Source organism: Bradyrhizobium sp., assembly GCF_030654605.1.
In the GTDB taxonomy this organism is placed as follows: domain Bacteria; phylum Pseudomonadota; class Alphaproteobacteria; order Rhizobiales; family Xanthobacteraceae; genus Bradyrhizobium.
On sequence record NZ_JAURXB010000237.1, the window covers coordinates 1 to 26,361 of the forward strand.

At 64.3% G+C, this 26,361-nt stretch carries 26 protein-coding genes and 1 riboswitch; of the genes, 11 read left to right on the plus strand and 15 right to left on the minus strand.

What is annotated here, in order from left to right; all coding sequences use genetic code 11:
• Positions 1-50: 50 nt before the first annotated feature.
• From Q7U29_RS21325 to Q7U29_RS21335, 3 genes are all read right to left on the minus strand, one after another.
• The gene (locus tag Q7U29_RS21325) at positions 51-668 is read right to left on the minus strand and encodes a hypothetical protein (RefSeq protein ID WP_304744520.1); all 618 of its coding nucleotides are present in this window, start codon (positions 666-668) and stop codon (positions 51-53) included.
• A 120-nt stretch (positions 669-788) separates the two neighbouring features.
• Positions 789-1,478, minus strand: coding sequence for a class I SAM-dependent methyltransferase (locus Q7U29_RS21330; protein ID WP_304744522.1), 690 nt, complete (start codon positions 1,476-1,478; stop codon positions 789-791).
• 45 nt (positions 1,479-1,523) lie between these two features.
• Positions 1,524-2,579, minus strand: coding sequence for a glycosyltransferase family 1 protein (locus tag Q7U29_RS21335; protein ID WP_304744524.1), 1,056 nt, complete (start codon positions 2,577-2,579; stop codon positions 1,524-1,526).
• A gap of 135 nt (positions 2,580-2,714) precedes the next feature.
• On the opposite strand from Q7U29_RS21335, the gene Q7U29_RS21340 reads away from it, so the two are divergent.
• The 6 genes from Q7U29_RS21340 to Q7U29_RS21365 all read left to right on the plus strand — a co-directional run bounded on the left by Q7U29_RS21340 (position 2,715) and on the right by Q7U29_RS21365 (position 11,312).
• Positions 2,715-4,115, plus strand: coding sequence for a TAXI family TRAP transporter solute-binding subunit (locus tag Q7U29_RS21340; RefSeq protein WP_304744526.1), 1,401 nt, complete (start codon positions 2,715-2,717; stop codon positions 4,113-4,115).
• 286 nt (positions 4,116-4,401) lie between these two features.
• Positions 4,402-5,088 carry a L,D-transpeptidase gene (locus Q7U29_RS21345; RefSeq protein WP_304744528.1) on the plus strand — a complete coding sequence of 229 codons (687 nt, stop codon included), beginning with the start codon at positions 4,402-4,404 and terminating at the stop codon, positions 5,086-5,088.
• A 250-nt stretch (positions 5,089-5,338) separates the two neighbouring features.
• Entirely contained in the window at positions 5,339-6,907 is a 1,569-nt protein-coding gene (locus tag Q7U29_RS21350) for a DUF4403 family protein (protein ID WP_304744530.1), read from the plus strand.
• Positions 6,908-7,096: 189 nt separating this feature from the next.
• Positions 7,097-7,756 carry an ABC transporter ATP-binding protein gene (locus Q7U29_RS21355; protein WP_304744566.1) on the plus strand — a complete coding sequence of 220 codons (660 nt, stop codon included), beginning with the start codon at positions 7,097-7,099 and terminating at the stop codon, positions 7,754-7,756.
• The gene (locus Q7U29_RS21360) at positions 7,753-10,116 is read left to right on the plus strand and encodes an ABC transporter permease (protein ID WP_304744532.1); all 2,364 of its coding nucleotides are present in this window, start codon (positions 7,753-7,755) and stop codon (positions 10,114-10,116) included. The genes Q7U29_RS21355 and Q7U29_RS21360 overlap by 4 nt, the downstream gene beginning before the upstream one ends.
• 2 nt (positions 10,117-10,118) lie before the next feature.
• The gene (locus tag Q7U29_RS21365; RefSeq protein WP_304744533.1) at positions 10,119-11,312 is read left to right on the plus strand and encodes an efflux RND transporter periplasmic adaptor subunit; all 1,194 of its coding nucleotides are present in this window, start codon (positions 10,119-10,121) and stop codon (positions 11,310-11,312) included.
• A gap of 24 nt (positions 11,313-11,336) precedes the next feature.
• On the opposite strand, the gene Q7U29_RS21370 is transcribed toward Q7U29_RS21365, so the two are convergent.
• The 10 genes from Q7U29_RS21370 to Q7U29_RS21415 form a co-directional block, all read right to left on the minus strand.
• On the minus strand, positions 11,337-11,531 hold the full coding sequence (locus Q7U29_RS21370; RefSeq protein ID WP_304744535.1) for a hypothetical protein: 195 nt from the start codon (positions 11,529-11,531) through the stop codon (positions 11,337-11,339).
• Positions 11,532-11,847: 316 nt separating this feature from the next.
• Positions 11,848-12,858, minus strand: coding sequence for a LysR family transcriptional regulator (locus Q7U29_RS21375; RefSeq protein WP_304744537.1), 1,011 nt, complete (start codon positions 12,856-12,858; stop codon positions 11,848-11,850).
• Positions 12,859-12,870: 12 nt separating this feature from the next.
• Positions 12,871-14,544, minus strand: coding sequence for a carbon-nitrogen hydrolase family protein (locus Q7U29_RS21380; RefSeq protein WP_304744539.1), 1,674 nt, complete (start codon positions 14,542-14,544; stop codon positions 12,871-12,873).
• Positions 14,545-14,623: 79 nt separating this feature from the next.
• On the minus strand, positions 14,624-15,430 hold the full coding sequence (locus Q7U29_RS21385) for an ABC transporter ATP-binding protein (RefSeq protein ID WP_304744541.1): 807 nt from the start codon (positions 15,428-15,430) through the stop codon (positions 14,624-14,626).
• Between the two features lie 35 nt (positions 15,431-15,465).
• Positions 15,466-16,461: an ABC transporter substrate-binding protein gene (locus Q7U29_RS21390; RefSeq protein WP_304744543.1), complete on the minus strand. Its 996-nt coding sequence runs from the start codon at positions 16,459-16,461 to the stop codon at positions 15,466-15,468.
• Between the two features lie 38 nt (positions 16,462-16,499).
• The gene (locus Q7U29_RS21395; RefSeq protein ID WP_304744545.1) at positions 16,500-17,285 is read right to left on the minus strand and encodes an ABC transporter permease; all 786 of its coding nucleotides are present in this window, start codon (positions 17,283-17,285) and stop codon (positions 16,500-16,502) included.
• Positions 17,286-17,624: 339 nt separating this feature from the next.
• Positions 17,625-17,837 (minus strand): dodecin family protein, encoded by a 213-nt coding sequence (locus tag Q7U29_RS21400; RefSeq protein WP_304744547.1) that lies wholly within the window; start codon positions 17,835-17,837, stop codon positions 17,625-17,627.
• A gap of 213 nt (positions 17,838-18,050) precedes the next feature.
• Positions 18,051-18,584, minus strand: a complete 534-nt coding sequence (locus tag Q7U29_RS21405) for a PRC-barrel domain-containing protein (protein ID WP_304744548.1) — start codon at positions 18,582-18,584, stop codon at positions 18,051-18,053.
• Positions 18,585-18,761: 177 nt separating this feature from the next.
• Positions 18,762-19,124 carry a PRC-barrel domain-containing protein gene (locus tag Q7U29_RS21410; RefSeq protein WP_304744550.1) on the minus strand — a complete coding sequence of 121 codons (363 nt, stop codon included), beginning with the start codon at positions 19,122-19,124 and terminating at the stop codon, positions 18,762-18,764.
• A 148-nt stretch (positions 19,125-19,272) separates the two neighbouring features.
• Positions 19,273-19,863, minus strand: a complete 591-nt coding sequence (locus Q7U29_RS21415) for a hypothetical protein (protein WP_304744552.1) — start codon at positions 19,861-19,863, stop codon at positions 19,273-19,275.
• A gap of 168 nt (positions 19,864-20,031) precedes the next feature.
• Between Q7U29_RS21415 and Q7U29_RS21420 the strand changes: the two genes are divergently transcribed.
• Positions 20,032-20,772: a response regulator gene (locus tag Q7U29_RS21420; RefSeq protein ID WP_304744554.1), complete on the plus strand. Its 741-nt coding sequence runs from the start codon at positions 20,032-20,034 to the stop codon at positions 20,770-20,772.
• A gap of 2 nt (positions 20,773-20,774) precedes the next feature.
• Positions 20,775-22,109: an ATP-binding protein gene (locus tag Q7U29_RS21425; protein WP_304744556.1), complete on the plus strand. Its 1,335-nt coding sequence runs from the start codon at positions 20,775-20,777 to the stop codon at positions 22,107-22,109.
• A 22-nt stretch (positions 22,110-22,131) separates the two neighbouring features.
• Here the strand turns inward: Q7U29_RS21425 and Q7U29_RS21430 are convergent, their stop codons facing one another.
• Together Q7U29_RS21430 and Q7U29_RS21435 are read right to left on the minus strand one after the other, a co-directional pair.
• Positions 22,132-22,332: a hypothetical protein gene (locus Q7U29_RS21430; protein ID WP_304744558.1), complete on the minus strand. Its 201-nt coding sequence runs from the start codon at positions 22,330-22,332 to the stop codon at positions 22,132-22,134.
• A 285-nt stretch (positions 22,333-22,617) separates the two neighbouring features.
• Entirely contained in the window at positions 22,618-24,105 is a 1,488-nt protein-coding gene (locus Q7U29_RS21435) for a hypothetical protein (RefSeq protein ID WP_304744560.1), read from the minus strand.
• 198 nt (positions 24,106-24,303) lie between these two features.
• Between Q7U29_RS21435 and Q7U29_RS21440 the strand changes: the two genes are divergently transcribed.
• The 3 genes from Q7U29_RS21440 (at position 24,304) to thiS (ending at position 26,207) form a co-directional block, all read left to right on the plus strand.
• Positions 24,304-24,783 (plus strand): lytic transglycosylase domain-containing protein, encoded by a 480-nt coding sequence (locus Q7U29_RS21440; RefSeq protein ID WP_304744561.1) that lies wholly within the window; start codon positions 24,304-24,306, stop codon positions 24,781-24,783.
• A gap of 71 nt (positions 24,784-24,854) precedes the next feature.
• A riboswitch (TPP riboswitch) is annotated at positions 24,855-24,991 on the plus strand.
• Positions 24,979-26,019 carry an FAD-dependent oxidoreductase gene (locus Q7U29_RS21445; protein WP_304744563.1) on the plus strand — a complete coding sequence of 347 codons (1,041 nt, stop codon included), beginning with the start codon at positions 24,979-24,981 and terminating at the stop codon, positions 26,017-26,019. It overlaps the preceding riboswitch by 13 nt.
• A complete protein-coding gene (gene thiS, locus Q7U29_RS21450) occupies positions 26,010-26,207 on the plus strand; it encodes a sulfur carrier protein ThiS (RefSeq protein WP_304744565.1) in 198 nt (65 codons plus the stop codon). The genes Q7U29_RS21445 and thiS overlap by 10 nt, the downstream gene beginning before the upstream one ends.
• Positions 26,208-26,361 lie beyond the last annotated feature (154 nt).

Sequence of the window (26,361 nt, forward strand, 5' to 3'; positions counted from 1 at the left end):
GGCCGGGCATGACGAGTTTCCGATACAAGGCGTCGATCGAATTCAAGCATTCAGGCGCGCTTGACGTGTTTTTCGAGGCCCGGATCTATCAACTCGCCCTTCAGCAGGTACAGCGGTGACTTGTAGTAAAGTTTGAGGTCGCTGAACGGGTCGGTCAGGATCTTGGTCATCCACACCAGTCCGGTCTCGACGTCGCGGATGAAGAACAGGTGGATGGTCCGGAACAGCAGGCCGCCGATGCCGATCGCGAGCCAGACCTTCGCGACCTGACGCATGAAGTCGGTCGGCGATTCCCAAGGCGCGAAAATTCCGAACAGGGTCGGATCGAGGAACAGCACCAGCGGTGAAATCGCCCAGATCGTCATCAGCACGATCTTGCGGTTCAGATTGTAGCCGACCTTGATTTCTTCCTTGTGATCGTGGGTCGCCTCGTTGACGTGATCGTAGCCCTTCGGCTCGAAGAAGAAGTGGCCCGCCTGCCTTGTGGTCATCGAGACCAGCCAGCCGATCAGGGCAGCGGCGACGGGATCGAAGAACAGCAGCACATAGGCGATCAGAAAGCTCGCGGCACTGACGAAGTGCAGGCTCTGGTTGATGCGGCTGTGGTGGTAGTAGCGATGGTCATCCCACCGTTGCGTTCGCAATTGTTCACGGAAATTGCCCATCATCTTCTCCCCCAAGTTCGGTTAATTTTATTTACCGGGATTCGATGTCCGCCATGTGACGACATCATAATGACATGTGCCGCTTTACGACGCCGCCATCGCTGACCACCTGCTCGCGCAGGTTCAAGCAGCGACCGCGACGGCCTTGATTTTGCGGAAACGGATCAGCGAGAAATGGCCGAGCGGCGGCACCGGACGGCGCTCGATCAATTCCATGCTGCGCGCGCCCGCCAGCCATTTCGCGTAGCGCGACCAGGCGAATTCGGTTCGCCAGCCGAGCTGACGCACCACCGGCTGCAGCCGCTGCTCGATGAAGCGCCGCATCCCGGCATCGGCGCTGACGCGGCTCAGCAGGATCAATTCGCCGCCGGGCCGCAGGACCCGGGCGAATTCGTCCAGTGCGACTTCCGGATTGGGCACCGCGGTCACCACATACTGCGCCATCACGACGTCGAACGAGCCGTCGGGAAATTCGAGCTTCTCCGCGTCCATCACCGCGAGGCCCTCGACGTTCTTCAGGCCCAGATCCGCCACCCGCGCGTGCGCCTTGCGCAGCATGGCCTCCGAAATATCGGTTCCGAAGATGCGAAGGTGGGATGCGTATTGCGGCAACGAAATGCCGGTACCGACGCCGACCTCCAGCACACGGCCGCCGATGCTGTTGGTGGCCTGGATCGCGGCGCGCCGGCCCTTGCTGAACACGCCGCCGAACACGAGGTCATAGACCGGAGCCCAGCGGTCATAGGCCTGCTCGACCGTCTCGCGATCGAAATCCAGCTGCCTGGTACCGTCCAATTTGATGATTTCTGCCATGGAAACTCCAACTCGTTTGTGATGATCGGGCAACTAGCCTTGCAGCTAACCCTGGACCGCACTTTGGCCCGCCATGCGGCGGGTAGGTCGCAGCGAACGGCTCGGTTGCAACGCAGAGAGATTGCCGATGAACTGCCTTGCGCTGTTTTCCCAGGAGCGCTCGAGCGCAAAACTGCGACAGGCTTCACGGGACAGGCTCAACGCGCCGATGCAGGCGCGGCGCAGGTCCGTATCCAGAACACCGATCGGGTGATCCGCAATCACGTCCAGCGGACCCGTAACCGGAAACGCCGCGACCGGCGTGCCGCACGCCAGCGCCTCGAGTTGAACGACGCCGAAAGTATCGGTGAGGCTCGGGAAAACAAAGACGTCCGCCGCCGCCATGTGAGAGGTCAAATCGCTGCCGGTTTTCTCGCCGAGAAAGCGGACCTTGGGATAACGGCGCTCCAGCTCCGCCCGCTGCGGCCCGTCTCCGATCACGACCTTCGATCCCGGCAGGTTCAGTGCGAGAAACGCCTCGAGGTTCTTTTCGACGGCGACGCGGCCGACCGTCATGAAGATGGGCCTCGGCAGATCGAGCTCGGCCGGATCGTCGGGCCGGAACAGGTTGGTGTCGACCCCGCGCGTCCAGTTGCCGAGCTTGCCGAATCCCCTGGCGCCGAGTTCCTGCCGGAGCGACGAGGTGGCGACCATCGTCATGGCGCCGGCGGCGTGGAAGTGCCGCAGCACTGCATAGCTCAGCCAGGCCGGAATGATCGAGCGTACCGCGATGTATTCCGGAAAGCGCGTCGTATAGGACGTCGTGAACGCCAGCTTGCGACGGCGGCAATAGGCGCGCACCGCCCATCCGATCGGTCCCTCGGTGGCGATATGAATGGCGTCAGGCGATGCCGCCTCGATCCGGCGGGCAATCTCGCGCCGGTTCGGCCAGGCCGCCCGCAAGCCCGGATAGGTCGGCACCGCCATCGACGGAAACCCTTCCGGGGTCAGGAAGCGTATTTCGGCGCCGAGCGACGCCGCGCTGCGGGCCAACGAGGTTAACGTCCTGACGACACCGTTAACCTGCGGATGCCACGCGTCTGTCGCAATCAATATCCGCATGAAGGAAAACCCGGGCGCTTGCTGATTCTCGCTACCCGACGTTCGGCCATGGATATTTCATGCGTGTGACGTCATCGACGTGCGACCGATCTTTTTGCGGCGGCGGCGAGGTTTTTCGGGTAGCGTGGCGGGACAATGTCATCATCAAATCCCAACGATAGCCCGGACACGCCTCCCAGACGCCGCAAGCGGAAGGACTATTCGCTGCTGCTGTTGGCTGCCGGCATTTTCCTGTTCGGCGTCGCCGCCGCCGGGCTCTATTACTTCCTGCAACCCGTCACCCTGCGCATCGCGGTCGGTCCGGCCGGCAGCGAAGACCAGAAACTGGTGCAGGCGCTGGCGCAGACCTTTGCCCGGGACGGCAGTCCGGTGCGGCTGCACCCGATCACCACCGAAGGCGCGATCGAGAGCATCGCCTTGCTGGCGGCCAAAAAGGCCGACCTCGCGGTCGCGCGCGGCGATCTGGACTTGCCGGCCGACGCCCAATCGGTCGCCATCCTGCGCAAGAACGTCGTGGCGCTGTGGTCGGTGGCCGGCCTGCCGGCCAAAGGCGCGAAGAAGCGGCCGGCGCCGAAAATCAAGGAGCTCGGCGACCTGCCGGGCCATCGCGTCGGCGTCATCGGCCGGACCAAGGCCAATGTCACCCTGCTGCGGGTGATCCTGACCGAATCCGGCGTCAATCCCGACAAGGTGGCGATCACCCAGTTCGCCACCAGCCAGATCGCCGAAATGGCGCGCGATCCCACCATCGAAGCCTTCATGGCGGTGGGTCCGCTCGACAGCAAGATCACCATCGAGGCGATCACGGCGACCGCGAAGGCGCGAGGCGAACCGAAATTCCTGCCGATCGAGGTCTCGGAGACGCTCGCGAAAAAGCACCCGCTCTACGAAGCCGAGGAAATCCCCGGCAGCACCTTCAGCCCGTTGCCCCCGAGGCCCGAGGACAAGATCGACACCGTCAGCGTCAACCATCTGATCGTCGCGCCGAAGTCGTTGTCGGATACCGCGGTCGGCGGCTTCGTCCGGCAATTGTTCACCGTGCGCCAGACGCTGGCCAGGGAAGTGCCCTCGGCTGCCAAGATCGAGAAGCCGGATACCGACAAGGACGCGGCACTGCCGGCGCATCAGGGGGCCGCAGCCTATATCGACGGCAATGAACGCACCTTCCTGGAAAAATATACCGACTATGTCTGGGGCGCGATCCTGGTTCTCTCAGGCCTCGGATCCGCCGGCGCGTGGCTGCGTCACTACTGGAAGCGGGATGAACGCGAACAATACAGCGAGCATCGCGACAATTTGCTCGCCATCATTTCCAGGGTGCGGCTGGCGGAAACCCCCGAAGAACTGGCCGCCATGCAAAACGAGGTCGACGACGTGCTGCGGGAGACGCTGGATTGCTACGACGACCAGGCGATCGAGGAAGGCGACCTTGCGGCGATCGGCCTCGTGCTCGACCAGTTCAACCATGCCGTCGCCGACCGGCGCATTGTCATCGGCCTTGTCGCCCCCGAACCGGCGCGAATGCGGGCGCTGTAGGGCGACGACGAAGCACCGGACGCACCACCTGGGCCCGGCTACGATGGCCCCGGCTGGCCTCCCTTATAAATACTTGAAACAAATCGATAAAAACTTCGGCGGCGGGGTCGGGAATCAATAACCGCGGGCCGCTTTGGTGGGCCCATGAAGCCGCAATGAAACAATTCTTAAGCCGACGAAACCAATTTGGCGACATTGTGCAAAGCTCCTGAAACGCTTGACCGGTAATGATCTTCCCAACGACGCGCCGGGGACACTGGCGCGCAGGCGCAAACAGGGGTCGATCATGTCCAACTCAGCCAGGCTGAATTCCCGCCTCGTTGCCGCAGCACTCGGTGCGCTGGCAATCGGCACATTCGCATTTTCCGGCTTCGCCGCGGCAGCGCCGGTGCAGCTGTTTCCCTTCCTCATGAGCCCGCCGGCACAATATGCCCCGCCGGTGCAGGCCGCTCCCTCCGACGATGACGAAGGCACCGTGCGCGAGATGCCGGCGCGCTTCAAGCGCCAGGTCGTCAACTACGCCACCCGCGAGGCGCCCGGCACCATCATCATCGATACGCCCAACACCTATCTCTATTACGTGCTCGGCGGCGGACAGGCGATCCGCTACGGCATCGGCGTCGGCCGCGAGGGCTTCACCTGGTCGGGCGTGCAGACCATTACCAGGAAGGCCGAGTGGCCGAATTGGACTCCGCCCGCGGAAATGATCGCGCGCCAGCCCTATCTGCCGCGCTACATGGCCGGCGGCCCCGGCAACCCGCTGGGCGCCCGCGCCATGTATCTCGGCGGCACCATCTATCGCATCCACGGCACCAACGCGCCGCACACCATCGGCACCCACGTTTCCTCGGGCTGCCTGCGCCTGACCAATGAAGACGTCACCGACCTCTATTCGCGGGTCAATGTCGGCACCAAGGTGATCGTGCTGCCGATGGACCGCCGCGCCGACAACACCATCGGCAAGCGCGGCTGATTTTTCCGGCGGTTGCTCGGCACATGATTTGAAAAATGGCGCGGTCTCCGCGCCATTTTTTGTTGAATCGTAGGGTGGGCAAAGGCGCTCTTTGCGCCGTGCCCACCATCTCCACAACGACGTCGCAATTCGGCCACCGTTATCCGCCGATCTGTGGTGGGCACGCTGCGCTTTGCCCACCCTACCTGCCTACCCTAGCGCCGCCCTGCCCCGCCCTGTAAACTCCGCCCCTGAACAGTCCGGGGGGACGATGCGTCTGTCGATTAACCTGAAGATGATCCTGCTCGGGGTCGCGGCGCTCGTGGCCTCGTTTTTCGTCAGCCTGAAAGCGATGGACTGGGTGGCGCCGCGCGGCAACGTGGGAGCGCCCGTGCTGGTCCAATTGCCGCCGCTGCCGCCGGCCCCGCGCGCATCCAGCATCATCGCGCCGGTGGCGATCGCGCTGTCAGCGATTCGCGACGCCGCCGAGCGCGGCGCGCCGCGCACCTTTGCCGGCAAGGCCGACAATCCGGTGACGTCGATCCTGCAGAATGCCGACATCGGCTGGACGGCCTCGCGCGGGCCGATTGCGGCGACCGGCGCCCAGGACGTGCTGTCGCTGGCGACGCCCCTGACGGGAACGCTGAACGTGACCGGCTCGCTTTCCGCGAAGGCGACCGGTGCGGTCGGCGATGCGCTCGGCGGCCTGCTCGGCGGCGACCTCGGCAAGAAGATCGGCAGCGTCAACATCAAGAACCTCAACGCCAGCGCCGAGATCAAGGGCAACGTCGTCATCACCGCGCGGCCAAGACTCGCCGCCGCCTGGCGCATCGAGCCGAACCTCGCGGCGCAGGTCAATCTCGGCGACACCAGCCTCGTGGTGGCTGGCGCCCGCGTCAACGTCCCGGCGCAGGTCAAGCCGCTGATCGACAAGACGGTGGCCGAGCAGATCGCGGTGGCGCAGGCGCGGATCCGCAACGATCCGGCACTCGAGCAGAACGCGCGGATCCAGTGGGCGAAGGCCTGTCGCTCGATTCCGCTGCAGGGCACCGGCGCCACCTCGACGCTGCCGGCGCTTTGGCTGGAGCTGCGGCCGACCCGTGCGATCGCGGCGCAGCCGCGCGTCGATGCCCAGGCGCTGACGCTGACGCTCGGCATCGAGGCGGAGACCCGCATCACGCCGGTGCAGACCAGGCCGGACTGCCCGTTCCCGGCCACCATTTCCATCATCCCGCCGACGCCGGGAGGCGTCAGCATCGGCGTGCCGATCGACATGCCCTTCACCGAGATCAACAAGATCGTGGAGGCGCAGTTCGCCGGCAAGACTTTTCCGGAAGACGGCTCGGGATCGGTCGACGTCACCGTCAAGCGCGCCAGCGTCGCGGCCTCCGGCGACCGGCTGCTGATCTCGCTTCTGGTCAACGCCAGGGAGAAGAAGAGCTTCTTCGGCTTCGGCGGCGAAGCCAATGTGCATATCTGGGGCCGGCCCGTGCTCGATCAGGCGCAGCAGACGCTGCGGCTGACCAACATCGAGCTCGCGGTGGAATCCGAAGCCGCGTTCGGCCTATTGGGCGCAGCCGCTCGCGCGGCGATGCCGCATCTGCAGCGGGCGCTGGCCGACAAGGCCACCATCGACCTGAAACCGTTCGCCAGCAATGCGCAGAAGAAGATCGCCGCCGTGATCGCCGATTTTCAGAAGAACGAGGACGGCGTGCGGGTGGCCGCCGAAATCAGCAGCCTGCGGCTCGCCGAGATCGCCTTCGATTCGAAAACGCTGCGCGTGATCGCGGAAGCCGACGGTATGATGAACGTTTACCTCTCGGCGCTGCCGGGACTGTGATGCGGCATTCCGCCGGGAGCGCAAATTGACCTGTCTCAAACGGCGGACGGCCCGACGCGTTATCCATGGTCGCCGCTCACTGGGGCGCGCGGGCAGTAGCAGGACATCGTGGCGCTGAACCAACTCCGGCAACGAGGCGAACCGCGTCGCGTGGTGTTTCAGGCCCGCGATCTGTCCAAGACCTATAGGATGGGCGAAGTCGAGGTCCACGCGCTCCGGGACGTCAATCTCGACATCTACGAGGGCGAGTTCGTCGTGCTGCTCGGCCCCTCCGGCTCGGGCAAGTCGACGCTGCTCAACATCCTCGGCGGGCTCGACGCGCCGACCGGCGGCCAGGCACGCTGGCGCGACCATGACCTCGTCGGCGCCGACGACGCCGAACTGACGCGCTACCGCCGTGAGCATGTCGGTTTCGTGTTTCAATTCTACAATCTGATTCCAAGCCTGACCGTGCTCGAAAACGTGGCACTGGTGAACGAGATCGCCGACAGGCCGCTCGATCCCCGGGAGGCGCTGGCGCTGGTCGGGCTCGAGACGAGGCTCGATCATTTTCCCTCGCAGCTTTCCGGCGGCGAGCAGCAACGCGTCGCGGTCGCGCGCGCCATCGTCAAGTCGCCCGACGTGCTCTTGTGCGACGAGCCGACCGGCGCGCTCGACTACGAGACCGGCAAGGTCGTGCTGGCCGCCATCGCGCGGGTCAACCAGCAACTCGGCACCACCACCATCATCATCACCCACAACGCGGCGATCGCGGGCATGGCGGATCGAGTCCTCAGCCTCGGCGGCGGCCGCATCGTCGGCGAGGCGCGTAACCCGCGCCGCCTGACGCCCGAGGAGGTGCGCTGGTGACCCTGCTCGATCGCAAGCTCTTGCGGGATATCCTTGCCATGCGCGGGCAGGTGTTGACGATCGCCCTGGTGGTCGCCGCCGGCATGGCCGTGTTCATCGCTTCGATCTCGACCTACGATTCGCTGCGCGCCGGACGCGACCGCTTCTACGCAAGTGCGCGCTTTCCGCAGGTCTTCGTCACGCTCAAGCGCGCGCCGCTCTCGGTGGTGGCGCAGCTCAATGAAATTCCGGGCGTCGCCGCGGTCGAGCCGCGCATCGTGCGCGACGTCATTCTGGACTGGCCCTCCGCCCTGCTGCCGGTCTCCGCGCGGATGGTCTCGCTCACGCATGCCGGCGACGAGCCGTTGGCTCGCCTGCACGTTCGCCGGGGCACGCCGCCGGAACCCGGCGACACCCGCACCGCCGCGATCAACGAGGCCTTTGCCGAGGCGAATTCCGTTCGACTTGGGACAGACGTGCCGGTCGTGCTGAACGGCCGCATCCAGAACTTTCGCGTCGCCGCCGTCGCGCTGTCGCCCGAATATGTCTACGCGGTGAAGCCGGGGGTGCCGATCCCCGACGACCGCTTCTACGCCGTACTCTGGGTCGACCGCAGCGCGGCGGAGGCCGCCTTCGACATGAAAGGCGCGTTCAACGACGCCATCGTGTCGCTCACCCCGGACGCCGACCCCAGGCAGGTGATCGACGAGCTCGACCGCCTGCTCGAGCCCTACGGTTCGGTCGGGGCCATCGGCCGGCGAGACCAACCCTCGAACCGCTTCCTCGAGGACGAAATCAACCAGCAAAAGGTGATGTCGATCACCATTCCCTTCATCTTCTTCGGGGTAGCGGCGTTCCTGCTCAACGTCGTGCTCGGCAGGCTGGTGACCGCGCAGCGCGAGCAGATCGCCGCCTTGAAGGCACTCGGCTTTCCGACGACCCCGCTGGTGCTGCACTATCTCAAGCTGGTCGCGGTTGTCGTCCTGTTCGGATCGGCGCTTGGCCTGGCCGGCGGCCTCGCCTTCGGTCGGGCCATGGTTGCAAGCTATCACGGCTTCTTTCGCCTCCCGGCGCTGGTGTTCGAGCTGACGCCGTGGTCCGCCCTCGCCGGCTTCCTGGTCAGCTTTGCGGCGGCTTCGCTCGGCGTCGTGACGGCGCTGCGAAACGTCGTCGCGCTGGCTCCGGCGGTGGCGATGCGGCCGGCCGCGCCGCGGCGTTTTCACCGCTCGTGGATCGAGGGACTGCTGTCCGCGAAGACGCTGACGCCACGGCGTGTGCTGGCGATCCGGAATTTTGCCGGCCGCCCGCTGCGCAGCGTATTTACCATCGTCGGCATCGCGCTGGCGGTGCCGATGGTCGTGCTCGGGCTGTTCTGGCGGGATGCGATCGACCAGATGATCGAAGTCCAGTTCAACCTGGTCGAACGCGGCAACGCCATGGTCACCTTCCCCCATCCGCTCAGTCGCACCATCATCGGCGATCTCGCGCGCGAGCCCGGCGTGCTGGTCGCGGAAGGCCTTCGTATCGTGCCGGTTCGCCTGCGCGCCGGGCACCGCAGCTATTTGACGTCGGTGGTCGGCCTGCCGTTCAACGGCGGACTGCGGCGTCCGCATGATGCCGCGTTGCGTCCGATCGACGTGCCGCCCGATGGCATCACCCTCACCCGCCGGCTGGCCGAGCGGATCGAGGTCGCTGCCGGCGAGACCGTGACGATCGAGGTGATGGAGGGCCGGCGTAGCAAGATCGAACTGCCGGTCAGCGCCATCGTCGACGAGACGATCGGGATGTCGTCCTACATGGAGATCGATACAATCAACCGCCTGACCGGCGAGGGTGCGGTGGTTTCGGCCGCATCCCTGTTCGTGGAGCCGACGGCGCTTCCGGCGCTGTCGCGGCGCTTCAAGCAGCTTCCCGTCATCGAGTCGGTGGCGGTCAAGACCTACACGGTGAGCTCGTTCCTGGACAAGATCGCAGGCATCGTTCTCGTCAGCGCAGCTATCCTCACGGCCTTTGCCGTGATCGTCGCGGTCGGCGTGGTCTACAACAGCGCCCGGATCGCCTTGCAGGAGCGCGCCTGGGAGCTCGCCAGCCTGCGGGTGCTCGGCTTTACCCGGGCCGAGGTGGCGCGGATCCTGTTTAGCCAGTTCGCCGCCGAAATCGCCCTGGCCATTCCGATCGGGCTGATGCTCTCGCAGGGCGTCGTCACGCTGATCGCGCGGTTTCATTCCAACGAGAGTTTCCAGATTCCGGGAGTGGTGGGGCCGCGAACCTATGTGGTTGCGGTCGCCATTGTCGTGGCCGCCGCCGCGGCCAGCGCTTACATCGTACGTCGCCGGGTCGACCGTCTCGATCTGGTCGCGGTACTGAAGACGAGGGACTGACGATGCGGATCACGGCAGGTCGTGTGGGATTGGCGCTGGGCGCACTGGCCGCAGCCGCGGGCATCGCCTGGCTTGTGATGCCAAAGCCGGTCCCGGTCGAAACGGCGGCCGTCACCAAAGGACGTTTCGTCGCCAGCATCAACGAGGACGGCAAGACCCGCATTCGCCAGCGTTATGTCGTCGCGGCCCCGCTCGCCGGCCGCCTGACGCGGGTCACACTCAAGGCGGGCGACAAGGTCGCCGCGGACGAAGCCATTGCCGCCATCCTGCCGCCGCCGGCGCCGCTGCTCGATCCGCGCAGCCGTCGCGAGGCCGAGGAACGGCTGGGCACCGCTGAGGCCGCGCTGGAGCGCAGCAAGGCGACCGTCGAGCGGGCGCAGGCCCAGGCCGAACAGGCCAGGACCGATCTCGATCGCACCCGCACGCTTGCCGCGAGCGGCGCGTCGACCGTGCAGGCACGCGAACGCGCCGAACTCGCCATGCGGGTTGCCGATCGCGACCTTCGGGCCGCGGAATTCCAGGCGCATGCGGCCGATCACGAACTCGCTCAGGCGAAAGCGCTGCTCGGCCGTTACAAGGATGGCATGGACGGGCCGACCGAACCCTGGAACCTCACCGCGCCGGTCTCGGGCGTGGTGCTGAGGGTCGCGCAGGAAAGCGAGACCGTGGTGCAGTCGGGCATGCCGCTGATGGAAATCGGCGATCCGCGCGACCTCGAAATCGTGACCGACGTTCTCAGCACCGATGCGGTTGAAATCCGTCCCGGCGCCGATGTGACCATCGAGCATTGGGGCGGTGCGGGCACACTCTCCGGGCGGGTGCGCCGGATCGAGCCCGCGGCGTTCACCAAGGTATCGACGCTCGGCGTCGAGGAGCAACGGGTCAATGTACTGATCGACGTGCTGTCGCCGCAGCAGCAATGGACCGGCCTCGGCGACGGTTATCAGGTGGACAGCAGGATTACCGTATTCACGCATGACGACATCGAGATCATTCCGGTCGGCGCCCTGTTCCGCCGTGGCGACAGCTGGAGCGTCTACGTCGCCGAAGACGGACGCGCGCAACCACGCACCATCGATCTGGTGCGGCGCTCCGGCGGCCTTGCGGCGGTCAGCAAGGGGCTCGCACCCGGCGATCGCGTCATCGTCTATCCCGGCGATCAGATCAGCCCCGGCGTCCGGGTCAGCGTGAAGTAAGACAGCCGTTTCGGCTTCGCTCGCTCAAGCCCTCGGCGATTTGCCGCCATTGCCGAGCGAAGCCGCCATCGCCTTGCCGTCGACGTCAGGCTCGCGGCCCCGGGATTTCGGCCCCGGCCCGCGCATGTAGTGGCGCTCGGGGCGGTAGCGGTTGATCAGGCGCGCCGGCAGCATGCGCCGCAGCAATCGAGCCAGTGCGGTTCCGAACGATCGACGCATGTGAACAGCTTGGCGCCGCGGTAGAGCATCTTGCGCTTTCCGGACTCCAATACGCGGGCCTTTTCGCCTTCCGTCAGGCCGCGAAACAACGGAGGGGGTCCGCTGCGCTGCGTTCCCCCCTCGGTCATCAGCAGAGCCCCGAATTGGGGCTCGCCGGCCTGGGGCTTCTCCGTTGGAGTCCGTGGTGGTGACAGGTTCTTGCTCATCCCGTATCCGCTCGAAACCGAGACTGTACTAGAGCTTAGGTCGAGACTGAAGGCCAGCGGACCATTGGACGCAACGAGCTTTCAGCTCGGCCGCGTCAATGGCCGGCGGATCAGCTCCGCTTTCCCTTGCCCCTGACTGAGGTCAGCAATGCCTTGTCGAGTTCGATGCGTTTCTCCAGAAATACCGTCACGGCCTTGATGCGCGCGATATGCAGCAGGTCTTCATGCACCGAAAGCCAGATGTCGCGCATCGAGAACAGTTCCGGCATCACCGGCCGCAACTCCCTGTCGTTCGCCGCGACATAGGACGGCAGCATCGCGATGCCCTGCCCGTTTGCGACCGCGATGTATTGAGCGACCAGACTGGTGCTGCGAAACACGGTATGCGTGGGGCGCAGGATGTCGGAGAGCCAGCGGTTCTCCTTGCTGTAGATATGATCCTCGATGAAATCGATGAAGGCATGGCTCTCGAGCTCCTTCAGCGTTTTCGGATAGGGATGGTCGTCGAAATAATTACTCGAACTGTAGAGCGATATCTTGAACTCGCCGACTTTCTTGACCGACAGCCGCTTGCCCTGCGGCCGGAAGAAGCTGACGAAGATATCCGCCTCGCGCCGGCTGAGGTCGAGCAGCCGCGTATCCGTGATCAGCTCCACCTGAATGGAGGGATAGACCTTGTTGAAATCCCCGATGCATTTGGTGAGATAGAAGCTTCCGATCCCCTCCATCGCCGCGATCCGCACCGCGCCGCCGGCATCCGCCTGCTCGATCCCGATGGCTTCCACCATGGAGTTGGCCTGGCTCTCCATGCCCTCGGCATATTGCAGCAGGCGCAGCCCGATTTCGGTCAGTGTGAAGCCGGACTTGCTGCGCTTGAACAGCGTGGAATTCAGGCTGCGCTCCAGCTCGCGGATGCGTCGGCTCACCGTGGTATGATCGACCTTCAGCTTCTCGGCCGCGCGAACGAGGTTGCGCTGACGCGCCACTTCCAGGAAATAGACGACGTCGTTCCAGTCATAGCGGAGCTTGCGCTGTGGCTTGGCCACTGCCTTGACGATCCTTCGCGGCTGCCGGCGGCTCAAGCCGCCGGCTTTCGAATCGCGATCGAGCAACACTCCCATTTTCGGGTTCGGCTAGGCCGCGACGATCGGAGCGTATGTCTCCACCAGCCGGTTTGCAAACATATCGACCTTCGGGATCATCAGCTTCTGGCGGCAGACCGCGAGATCGATGTGCTTGGGCATGACGGCGCCGAGCTTCAGCACCCGAGGTGCTGCGACATTGATATCCCATTGCGGGAAGCCGTTCGGCGGAATGACGACGCTGCCGCCGGGGTAAGGGCAGTCGGTGCGGTTGGCCAGCACGACCGCCACCCGGTTGTCCTCGGCGCGCGGCACCGCCAGCAGTTCGCGTTCGAACGGCTCGCGCAGCGCGGCCGGCCACAGGATGATGTCCGCGCCGCCGATGGCGAGGCAGCGCGAGGTTTCCGGAAAGACCGCGTCATAGCCCGACATCACGCCGATGCGCCCGAACGGGGTATCGAACACCGGATAGTCGAAGCCGGCAACCGCCCATTTGCGTTCCTCTGCGGTCAGATGCGTCTTGCGATACCGGCCGATTTCCTTGCCGTCCGGCCCGACCAGCACGGTCGTTACATACAGTCCGGCCGCCGCCCGCTCGACGACAGGGGCGGCGATCAGGCAGCCGTATTTGGCCGCGATGGCCGCGATGCCGGACAGGTTCGAAGCCGTCTGGTCGGCCAATGCGGCGGCTTCTTTCGCGTTGAGGATACATTCCCCGGAGAACGCGTATTCCGGCAGCACTAGAACCTTGACGCCAAGCTTCGCGGTGTGATCGACCATGGCGAGCACCTCGGCAGCCGGCGTGTCGTCGGTGACGTGCATCTGTACGGCGGCGACCTTGGTCACCGATTTCGACGGGATCAGCGGCTTGTCGGCTGCTCCGAACACCGGCGTCTTTTCATAGGGCAACGCCATGACCCCGTAGGTATCCGGTCGCCGGTCGGCGATCTTGTCGTTGGCGGCGTAGATCGACTTGTCGGCGGCGGCATCGAGATCGACGTCGGAGATCGCCATGCCGTGGGTATCGTAGGGAACCTTGGAAAGCACCCTGCCCTTCGGGTCGACGATCATGCTGCCGCCCGGGTAATAGATCGACCGTTCATAGCCGGCCTTGGTGGCGGCGACGAGCCAGACGCCGTTTTCGTAAGCCCGCGCCGGGCCCCACATATCGGCCTGATCCATCGCGAAGAAATTCGCCATGTCGACGATCACTTCCGCACCCTGCATCGCCATGGCGCGGAAGATTTCCGGAATCCGGCCGTCGAAACAGATCAACAGGCCGATACGGCCGAGATCGGTGTCGACCACCGGACACCCGCGTTCGCCGAAGCTGAACCAGTTCTGGTCGTGGGTGGCCAGGAACTGCTTGTGATAGTGGCAGGCGAGCTTGCCGTTGCGGTCGAACATGACCCCGCTGTTGAAGATCTTCTCCCTGGCCGGATCCCATTCGGTGATGCCGCTGGCGATATAGACGCCGTGCTTGCGGCTCAATTCCGAAAGCGCGGTGACGAACGGCCCGTCGGTCACGGTCTCCGCAAGCTCGCGGCAATGCTCGGCTGAATCGAACAGGTAGCCGGTGTCCATGCATTCCGGGAACACGATCAGCTCGGCACCCTGCCGCACCGCATCATCGACGTATTGCGTGGCCAGCGCGATGTTGTAGTCGAAGTCTCCAAGCCGGGCGAGTGTCTGCACCGCGGCGGCGCGAAAACGGCGCTTCGTCATATCCATCTCCAGTTATCGGTTGTTGCTGTGTTTCATCCACGCCATCGAAACCCGACGCAGTCGGTTGCGGCGCGGGACGTCACTTCTTGACCTCCTGCCAAAAGCGATCGAGGCAATGGCGCTTGAGCGCCATGAAACGTTCGCCGGTGGTGACCTCGAGGTTGCGTGGCCAGGGCAGGTCTATTTCGACGATCTCGGCTACTTTGGTCGGCCGTCGCGTCAGCAGCACCACCTTGTCGGCCAGTTCGATCGCTTCATCCAGGTCATGCGAAACCAGCAGCATGGTGGTCTTCGTCTTCATGAATATCTTCTGCAGCTGTTCGCGCATGAACATCGTCATTTCGTAGTCGAGCGCCGAAAACGGCTCGTCCAGGAACAGCACCTCCGGCTCCGTTACCAGCGCGCGCAGGATCGACACCGCCTGCTGCTGGCCGCCCGACAGCGTATAGGGATAGGCATCGAGATCGATGCGGACCTCGAAATCGGCGAGCAGCTTTTCCACGCGGTCGCGGCGCTCCTTGCGCGGGATGCCCATGACCTTCAGCGGGTAATGGATATTGTCGATCGCCTTCAGCCAGGGGAACAATGCCTCACGGTAGTTCTGGAAAACGTAGGAAATCCGCGTCTCGCTGATGCGCTGGCCGTCGTACAGGACTTCGCCGGCGTCCATCGGCATCAGGCCGGAGACCATGTTGATCAACGTGCTCTTGCCGCAGCCGTTCGGGCCGAAGATCGAGATGAACTGCCCGAGCGGCAGATCGACGGCGAAGTCGTCATAGACCACGGCGTCGTTGAAGGTCTTGCGCAGGCCGCGGATGGTCATCAGGGCCTGCCGTCCCGGCTTCGACGCAGCAGTTTGCGACGTCTCTTCCGTGCCAGGCTCCATGGGCCGTATCGGCGCGACGTTGCTCTTGACCATCTTCAGGTTCCGAGCTCGGCTTTGGTCAGCAGCTTTTCGCGCACATTGAGCGGTCCGGCCAGCACGCCCTCCTTGATGAAGATGTCGACCAGCGCCTGATACGACTTGATATCGGTATCGTTGAGATCCTTGAATCCGCGCAGATAGGGCTGCGCCAGCAGGTCGAGCTGATCCGGCTTGATCGGGGTGTATTTCGGAATAGCGGCCTTGTACTTGGCGAAGTCAGCGTTGACGAGGTCGGTCGCCTGATCGATCACCGCGACCACGCGCTTGGCGACATCGGGGCGATCCCTCAGGAATTTGGTCGTCATGACAGATGCGCCCGAATAGAACGGATCGGCGATGACGCCCGCCACCGGATTGGTCATGGCGCGCTTGGCCTTGCCGGACGCCACCGCGATCGAGCCGACCGGCTCCAGCGACAGCGTCGCATCCACGGTGCCGCCGACGACCGCCGGCACCTGCATGGCGACCGCGAGATCGATCAGCTTGACGTCCTTGTCCGGATCGAGCCCCGCGGCGCGCACCATGTGCCGCGAAATCGTCCGCCACTGGATGCCGGGCACGTGCCCCAGCGTCTTGCCCTTGAGGTCGGCAAAGACCTTGATGGGTGAGTCCGGCTTGACGATCAGGCCGTCGTTGATCCTGTTGACCGCGATGCCGCCGCCCTGCAGACCGAAAACCTTGAGCTTTCCCGGAAACTTCGACTCCGCGATCATGGCGATGCCGGCGGCGGCGCCCGGGGGTCCGAAGTCGGCCCGCTCCGCGATCAGCGCGTCGATGATCTGGTTCGGCGATTCCATCTTGTTGGAGTCGATCTCGATGCAGGCCTTCTCGAACAGTTTCTCCTCGATCGCGACGTAGTAGGCGGTGGTCTGCATGATCGGCAGCCAGGCGGCCGTCACCTTGTCCATCTTGTCGCAGGCGGCATAGGCGCCGCTAGAGCCGGTGGACATGGCGACCGCGACGGCGGCGGCGAACAGAACTGATTTTGACATCGCATTTACCCCTGGAGAGATGGTTGAAATGGCGGCCGTCATTTGCCCGACCAGTGGATGACGGAGCGTTCGAGGAAGAGCAGCAGGAGGTTGAGGCCGTATCCCATCGCGCCAGCCACCAGGATCGAGCCGTACATGTCGGTCAGCGAGTAGGAGATCTGCGCATCGATGATGCGATGGCCCATGCCGTCGGTGGCGCCGATGAACATCTCGGCCACAATGATCACCACCAGTGCGAGCGAGACCGCGGTCCGCAGCCCGACGAAGGTTTGCGGCAAGGTCTCGAAGAAGATCACGTCGCGGAAGATTCGCAGCGACGATGCCCCCATCGACCTGGCGGCGAGAATGCGCGTCTGCCGGGCGTTCATCACGCCATAGGCGACGTTGAAGACGATCACCAGCCAGGCCGCGAACGCAGCGACGGCGATCTTGGCGACATCGCCGAGGCCGAACAGCAGCAGGAAAAGCGGAAACAAGGCTGTCGCAGGGGTCGAGCGAAAGAAGTCGACGATGAACTCAACCGAGCGGTAAACCGCCGCCTTGGCGCCGAGCACGATTCCCATCGGCACGCCGGCGACGATGGCGATCACGATCGAATATGCCACCCGCATCAGCGTGCGCGAAAAATCCTTGGTCATGCTGCCGGACCAGATGTTGGCGGCGGTATCGCGCAGCGTTTCGATCGGCGATGGCAGCAGATCCTTGTTGACCCATCCGCCCCTGGCCGCAAGCCACCAGACTGCGATCAGCAGGATCGGACCGACCGCAAGCTCCAGCGCGCGGCGGGATCCCTTGCTGTTCAATCTGTTGAATGCGTTGCGCATATCGGCTCTGGCCTTCTCGAAAGACCGAGCGTCGCTTGCACATCTTGCTCACGCCGTTCGGCCACGATGATCATTGCCCAACCCGACGGAAAGGAAATGCCGAGTTGTGCAACGCAGTGTGCATTTTTGCATATTCAAAGCAAACTGATGGCTGATCAATTTGCACTCATGCATGCACAGTTTTTGTGCAGCACACCGGCGAGCTGACGATGGGAGATCGAGCGATTGACGCAACCACGCGCAAGACGCCAATGCCCGGCACACGGCCGGGCATTACGATCAGGTGGGATGTAGCGCGAGCCGGCACGTCGCGCATTACGCGACGAAGCACGAAACAGGTCAGCCCTCGAACTTGAAGGACACCTTGAGCTTGGCGCGGTAGGCTTCGATCTTGCCTTTGGCGTCCAGTTGCATGTCGAGCTGGATCACTTCGGCGACGCGCAGATCGCGCAGGGATTTGCTGGCCCTGTTGACGGCGGCTGCAGCCGCCTTTTCCCAGGAATCCTTGCTGGTGCCGACCAGTTCAATGACCTTGTAGACGCTCTCTGCCATTGTCGTCCTCCCGTTGCTGTTAGGCAGGACGCAGGTGCTCCTGCCGCAAGGCCAAGCCTAGCACCGGGATACCAGCACCGAAAGGATGCGGCGCACCATTGCTTCCGTGTGACGCAGACATCCCGCCACGCGCAGCGCCCGGTCGAGAAAATGACCGGGCGGCAGCTGCCGTCCGGTCATTCAGATCATTCACTCGACGCAAGAATGCGCCGCTCAGATCGTGTATTTGAATTCGGGCATCGCTTTCAGCTGATCCTTGGTGGCGCTGATCACGGCATGATCCGGATACCACGGATTGGGCTTCCCCGGTGTTGCCGCAGTGGTAGCGGTGTTGGCCGCGCCCGTGGTCGTGGTGGAGCCCGGACGGGGACCCGCCGTGCCCCCTGCGCCCGCCGTGCCGGTGTAGGCGACCGGCTCATTGACGAACTTGACCTTGTCGAACGGCAGCGCAACCAGATGCTCGCCGACGCCGAGGAAGCCGCCGACGCCGATCACCACGCCCTTGATGTTGCCGCTCTTGTCCATCAGCAGGTCGTTGATCGAACCGAGGCTTTCGTTGCTCTCGTTATAGACGCTGAGGCCGACCAGTTTAGATCCGCGCCAGTTGCCCTGGAACGAGGTATCCGACGCGGCGGCCGTCGGGGCCGCTGTGGTCTTGTCGGAAGTTGCCGCCGGGGTTTGCGCCAACGCGACGGTCGCGAACAACGCGGAACCGACCAAACCAGCCGTCATGAATTTTGCCAACATGTGAAGTTCTCCCTGAGATGAAATCGATAGAGAGAAAACCCGCCACCGCGTCCGCTGTTCCCTCACCGGAAACAAATTCGATTTTGCCGGCGCGGGTTCCGTGGAACACGTTGCCGCAAGGCGCACGCAGCGGATGCAGCGCCGCATATTTTTTCAAACGCTCTGCTGTGACCCCGATCAGAACCCGCCCCAGTACGGCGGTATTCTGTAATAGCGATGCAGCTCGGTCTCCTGCGAGCGATCGCCCCAGTCGAAATCCTTGTCGGCGCGGAACGACGGTGCGCGCCGCAGCTCCTCGTCGTCGATGTCGAGTTCGTAGGCCTCGAATCTGGTATTGTAGCTGAGACGCGCCCACGGCAACGGCAGCAGGTTGGTTCCCATGCCGAGGAACCCGCCGAAGCCGAGAATGGCGTAGGACACCTTGCCGCTGATCTTGTCGATCATCAGCCGCTCGATGTGGCCGATCTTGTCGCCGTTCGGCCGTCGCACCGCAGTGCCTTCGACCCGGTCGCTCGCGATCAGCTGATGTGGTTTGGTCATGACATCGGTCATCATCATCCCTCCCTGGGTTGATGAAAGCAATTAACGCAGCAGCTCTCGGCCGGTTCCAATGCCTGCAATGCGACAACCATCCTTCCCTTTCGGGAAGAATGGTTGAATTCCATGTCGGCACAGGCAGGCAGAGAGATCAGCTCTGGTAGTCGATCAGAAGCGCCGAGAACGACGAACTGCTTTTGCCGGCGCTGGTAGCCGTGCTGCCGGTCGCGCTGTACGAGGTCGATGACGAGGCGGACAGCGAATCCTGCAGCAGTTCCAGAAACTGCTGGAGCAGGTCGTCGGCGGAAGTGGCGTCCGTCGTGCTGTCGGCGCTGCCGGTAGCGGACAAATCGTCCGCCGGCGGCGGGCCGCCGGGACCGCCGGGACCGCCACCGCGAGGCCCGCCCGGACCGCCGCCGCCGCCGGGGCCATTGGCGAACGCCGCCTCGAAGACGCCTTGCAGCTCGGTTGCCTGCTCACTGGTCAGCTTGCCGCTGGAGACTTCGCCTGCAATCAGGTCGTCGATCTTGGCTTTCATGTCTTCGGGAGAGGGCCTGGTTCCGGCCGAGTGGCTCGGCCGGCTGCTCTGCAGCGAGGCATCGATGTCGGTCAGCGCGGCGGACAACGCGTCCTGGTCGGCCGAAGTGATTTTGCCGGCGGTGACTTCGGACTGAAGCTCCTTTTGCAATTGCTGAAGCGGTGAAAGATAACTGCTGCTGGCGGCGGCTGAGATTGAGGTCATGATGGCTCCGAAGGGTTCGTGAGGCACCTCGACCGTAGGGTGGATGGCATTAACGAGAACTTTTCACGCGCCCGCGGGCTTGTTGCCGCTTGTTGCGAGGCCGGCGTCAGAAACATTCCGAAACAAAAATCCTTCGCCGATAGCAGCGAATCACAGACAAAGGTCCGCATGGCCATGGCATCACCGAATATTCTCGTCGTTGAAGACGACCGCGAGACGCGGGCGCTGATCGCGAAGTATTTGCGTGCCAACGCCTGCCACGTGACCACGGCGAACGACGGACGCGAAATGGTCCGGGCGATGGCCGATCGTCGCGTTGACCTGCTGATTCTCGACGTGATGCTGCCGGGCGAGGACGGCCTCAGCCTGTGCCGCAAGGTCCGCGCGGCTTCGCAGATGCCGATCATCATGCTCACCGCGCGAGGCGAGGACGTCGACCGGATCGTCGGGCTGGAAATGGGCGCCGACGACTACCTCGCCAAGCCGTTCAATCCGCGCGAACTGCTGGCCCGGATCAACGCGGTGCTGCGCCGGCAGGCTGCCGCCCAGACGGCCAGCACCACCTCAGGCGCGACGGCGCTGGTTTTTCAGGGCTGGAGAATTGATCTGCGGCTGCGGGAACTGCGCAATCCGGCGGGAGCGCGCGTCGCGATGACCAGCGCCGAGTTCGACCTGCTGCGAACCTTCTGCGAGCGGTCCGGCCGGGTGCTGTCGCGCGACAGCCTGCTCGACCTCACGCAAGGGCGCAACGCCGGTTCGTTCGAACGCAGCATCGACGTGCTGGTCAGCCGTATCCGGCGCAAGATCGAACCCGATCCGATCGAACCCATCCTGATCAAGACGGTGCGTTCCGGCGGCTATCTGTTCACCCCGACGGTGGACGCGGTCGCGATCCCGGCCGGCGGCTGATCATGAAGCTGTCAGGCTTCCTGAACCTCAAGGGCATCAGCGGACAGATCGCAGCACTCGTGGTGGCCTCGATCATCGCGATACACCTGATCGTCACCGCGAGCTTTCTATTGCTCCGGCCGAACCGGTTCGATCCGTCGCAGGACAACGGACGTGACCATCTCGCCACCGCGGTACTGCTTCTCGGCGCGGCGCCCGCGGCCGGACGTCCCGGGATTATCGCCGACATCGCACGGGCATTCCCGCAACTGGATATCGAAAGCCTTCCGCCCGGCTCCGCCTCCAGCGCCGAACAACCCGACGGGCTTGACCTGAACGGCCTGCATCGTCGCCTCGGCGACGGCTACCGGATCTTTTCACTGGCGCGCGGGGCCGATGCCCGCAGGATCGGCATCAGGCTGCCGGACGGCGCGATGATTTCCGTCAAAACGCCAGGGGATCGGCGGCAACCTCCGTTCTGGGGCGGGCCGTGGATGATGACGCTGCTGTTCGCCGTCATCAGCGTCGGCCTGCTTGGATTGTGGGCCGCGCGAGCCCTGACGGCGCCGCTGTCGTCGTTCGCAACCGCCGCCGAAAACTTCAGCCTGAACGGCGCCGCGGCGCCGCTGCTCGAACGTGGGCCGGAGGAAGTTCGTTCGGTTGCGAAAGCGCTCAACCGCATGCGGGAGCGGATCACGGCCCTGATCGACGACCGCACCAGGATGCTGACCGCCATCAGCCACGATCTGAGGACTCCGATCACCCGAATGCGCCTGCGCTGTGAGTTCATCGAAGACGATCTCGATCGCAGCCGCATGCTGCGCGATCTCGATCAGATGCGATCGATGCTGGAATCGGTGCTTTCCTTCCTGCGCAACGACCACAAGCGCGAAGCCATGACGCTGGTCGACATCGCCACCACGCTTCAGCTCGTCACCGATCAATTCGCCGATATGGGGCACAAGGTCGCCTACGACGGCCCGGAACACGCCATGGCCACGGTCCGGCCCTACGATCTGAATCGCAGTGTCACCAACCTCGTCGAGAACGCCGTCAGGTTCGGTGCGGAGGTGACGATCCGCCTCGATATGTCGCCGGAAACCGCTGTCATCGAGGTCGAGGACGATGGCCCCGGCATTTCCGATGCGCGCAAGGGAGTCATGCTCGAGCCGTTCGTGCGCGGCGACGACGCCCGCAACATGGACGAAGCCTCGGGCTTCGGTCTTGGGCTTTCGATCGCGCACGCCATTGTGCTGGCGCATGGCGGTGAACTATCACTCCATGACCGGCATCCGCACGGATTGATCGTTCGCATTCGATTGCGGGTTCGCCAGCAAGACCGGCAATCCGCCGCCTGAGCGATGACGATCGCTTCGGCCGTCAGGCCGCGAGAGCCGGCTGCTCCGAATGCGATGCATCGTAGAAGGCTACCGCCTCGAATTTGTAGTCGCACGCCTTGCAGTGCCAGAGATAGGAAATCCGTCGTGGACCGTTCTCGGTCCAGTCGGGTGCCGCGATCGGGGCGCCGCACTGGGCGCAGGGATTTTCACGGGGCAGATAGCCGAAATCTCTTCGGGCCATGCGCGTCTCCCTTGTGGTCGTCTTTGGGTATTGGATTTGGCCGAACGCAAATTGGACAGGATTACTGCCGCATACGAACGCTGGATCAATCATAATTGTTGTCGTGGATTTAGTCCAATCAACAACTGTGACGTCACCCTCCTCGGCAGAATCGTAGGGTGGGCAAAGCCGACGGTCGCGCGAATGCGTGGCGTGCCCACCATCCTTTTTCGCTGGTGGGCACACTTCCACCTTCGCTCTTCGAGCTACGGCGGAAGCTTTGCCCACCCTACGATTTCGAATTTCTCACTTCGCCTTGGGATCGACCGACGGCTCGACCGTATGCACGGCACCGGGCTTACGCAGATGGATGGTGGCGATGTCGTCGCTGTAAATCTTCTGCCAGCCGTCGATATGATCGAGCAGCTTGGTTGCCGCACTCTGCGTGCGCATCAGTGTCGCTTCGATCCTGTATTGCTCCAGCAGCCGAAACAGGTTTTCCGGCTTCATCAATCCTGAGGCCGCGTTGTGGTCGACGAAGAATTTCTCGCCATACAATTCGGTGCGGCCGTCGATGAAGGGAGCGACGCCGTTGGCGATCAGGTAGCCGCCGAAATCGTAGTCGTTGAACACGCGTGAAAGATTCAGTTGCTTCAGCGCGGTTACCGCCGCGACCGGCGAGCCGCGGGTGTGCGGTTCGAAGCGATGAACCGACGCATAGGCCATGGTCCCCGCCAGCAGCACGATCCCGACGCCCGCGAACAGCACGCCGCGCGGCGCTGAGTTTGAACGGGCGGCCTCGGCACCGCCGATCTGCCGTGCCAGGGGAGCGGCGAGCACCAGCGGCCCGAGCAGCGCCAGGATCTCGCCGGCGCGCGCTTGCGCCAGCGCCATGTGCACCAATCCGAGCAGCAGCACGATGCGCAGCGGCGGCAGTCGGATGCCGCGATACAGCGCCAGCCCGATGCCGAGCAGCAGGCAGACCTCGAGCGCGCCGACGCTGCCGAAATCGGCCGGCCGCCATTCCAGGATCAGCGGAAGTGCTGCGCCGAGGCCGAGAATCTTTTGCGATGCGAGCAGCGCATTCCAGCCATAGGGCGTGGCAAAACTGGTCAGCAGCGCCGCGCATCCGAACGCCGCCCAGCGCAACACCAGTGATCGGCGCAGGCGCGCTTCCGCGCTCACCACCGCATCGAGCGCGATCGGCGCGATCAGCACCAGCCCGAAGACAAAGCCGCCATGCAGATTGGCCCACAGCGCCATCAGCGGCAGCAGCCCAAATGACGGCGCGCGGCGCCGGTCCGCCGCGGCGATCATGCCGCCGACCCACGCCACCATGACCGGCAGCGCCAGCACATGCGGCCGGGCCAACAGATGCGGCACCGTCAGCGCCAGCGCGCCGGCGATGAACACCAGCGTCGTGCTTTCGCGCAAACGGCGGCACAGGAATTTGGTCAGCAGCGCGAAGGTGGCCGATATCGCTGATGCCGCCAGCACCACCGGGCCGCTCCAGCCGAAGATGCCATAGGCCTTGGCATAGAGCACCTGTGCCAGCCACTGCGTCGAAATCCAGGGCTGGCCGCGCATGGTGAAGGAATAGACGTCGGTTTCCGGCACGGCGCTGTTATCGATGATCCACTGCCCGACCGTGATCTGCCACATCGTGTCGGGATCGATCAGCAGCCGGTTGCCGGCCAGCAGAAACAGCGCATAGATCCCGGCGCCGACCCATAGCGGCAGCATCCCGCGCAGCGGGCTCGCCTGCTCGGTGGCATGGGTAACGGACAGGGTCATTGACGCGGCCGGATTTGAGGGCTTTACAGCCCGATCGAAGCACGCCAGGGCATAATTCTTGGTAAATCCGCTCCCCCAAGGCGGGAACAAACCCCTGACAAAGCCCGGTTTTTGCCACATCGCCGCCCGGCGCTTGCAACAATCCCGGCCTTCAAACGTTCAACCCCGCAATCCCGCCCGTCCGAGGCCTTTTTCCTGATGAAACGTCTAAAGTCGCTCGCATGGCTCGTCGCCATGGCCGCCCTGCCATTTTCGCAATCCGCCCAGGCGCAGCGCGCCGATTATGAGGCGATGGTCGCGACCCACGCCCAGGCCAACGGCGTGCCGGAAGCGCTGGTGCATCGCATCATCGAGCGGGAGAGCAAATACCGGGCGGATGTGGTCGGACGCGGCGGCACCATCGGCCTGATGCAGATCAAGCTCGCGACCGCGCGCGGCCTTGGCTACACCGGCGATGCCGCGGGACTGCGCGATCCCAACACCAACCTCACCTACGCGGTAAAATACCTCGCCGGCGCCTGGCGCGCCGCCAATGGCGATGCCAACCGCGCCGTCGGCTACTATGCCGGCGGCTATTATTTCGCGGCCAAACGGCAGCGGCTGGCGGGCAGCCGGCACGAACATGCCACCCGGATTGATCGCGCCTGGAACGCCCGCGCGGAAGCGCCGAAGCGATAGCCCTCGTGCGCGACATTCCGTGCAGTTCCCCGCCAGACGCGTTGACACCCCGCGCCATCGGCTTACATTAGACCTGTTCCGAGGGGAGCTCCGATGAGGAGCTGAGATACCGCACGCTCAAAACGCTGTTCGCAGCAGGAGAGACCGCGGTGACCCTTTGAACCTGATCCGGGTCATGCCGGCGAAGGGACAGGGATGTACCAGCGTTCGAAGCCACAGCGCGGGCCGTTGCCCGTAGCACCCAGGGGGGATTCCCCGGTTTCCATCATCGGCGCCGGCATTGCCGGCGCCTGGCAGGCGCTATTGTTCGCGCAGGCCGGCCACCACGTCACGCTGCATGAGCGCAGCGACGAAGCGATGATGCTCTCCACCAGCCACTGGGCCGGCGGCATGCTGGCGCCCTATTGCGAAAGCGAGATCGCCGAACCGATCATCAGCCGGCTCGGCCTGCGCGCACTCGATCTGTGGCGCCGGGAATTGCCGGATACCCCCTTCAACGGTTCGCTGGTGGTGGCACACAGCCGCGACCGCAACGATTTCGAGCGCTTTGCCCGGCTCACCTCGGACCACCGGCGGCTCGATGCGAAAGCCCTGGCCGAACTCGAACCCTCGCTGGAGGGCCGTTTTCGCGACGCGCTTTTTTTCGCCGACGAAGGCCATGTCGAGCCCCGTCGCGTGCTGCCGAAATTGCACGAACGCATCATCGCCGCCGGCGGGACGATAAAATTCAACAGCGAACCCGCGCCCGCCGACCTCGAGGGGCTGGTGATCGATTGCCGCGGGCTTTCCGCGCGCGATACCCAGCCGGAGCTGCGCGGCGTCAAGGGCGAGCTGATCCTGATCGAGACCGACGAGATAAAACTGGCCCGCCCGGTGCGGCTGATCCATCCGCGCTGGCCGCTCTATGTGATTCCGCGCGAGGACAATCTCTTCATGCTGGGCGCCACCTCGATCGAATCCGAGGACACCGGCGTCAGCGTCCGCTCCGCGCTGGAATTACTGGGCGCCGCCTATGCGGTGCATCCGGCGTTCGCCGAAGCGCGGATTCTCGAATTCGGCTCCGGCCTGCGCCCGGCCTTTCCCGACAATCTGCCGCGCATCGCGATCGACAAGAAGCACGTCACGGTCAACGGGCTCTATCGCCACGGCTTCCTGATCGCGCCGGCGCTGGCGGAACTGACGCTCAACTATGTCGAGCGCGGCCAGATCGACAACGAGGTGATGCGATGCGTGTGACCGTCAACGGCGAGGCGCGGGAGATTGTGTCGGAAAGCATCGACGCGCTGCTCGGCGAACTCGACTATGAAGGCAGCCATTTCGCCATCGCGCTGAATTTCGACGTGCTGCCCAGGAGTCGCTGGGCGGAGACGCCGCTCAAGAACGGCGACGAGATCGAAATCATCACGCCGCGGCAGGGAGGGTGAGGGGAATGTACGCATCATCCCTCCACCCGTCGTCCCTGCGAACGCAGGGACCCATAGCCACAGGATGGCGGGGCCACGAAAGGTCTCGGCCAGTTTACCGCAACGAGGATACACGGCGCCGCGATGAGCGCAGTTGCGCTCACGCTTGGGGTCC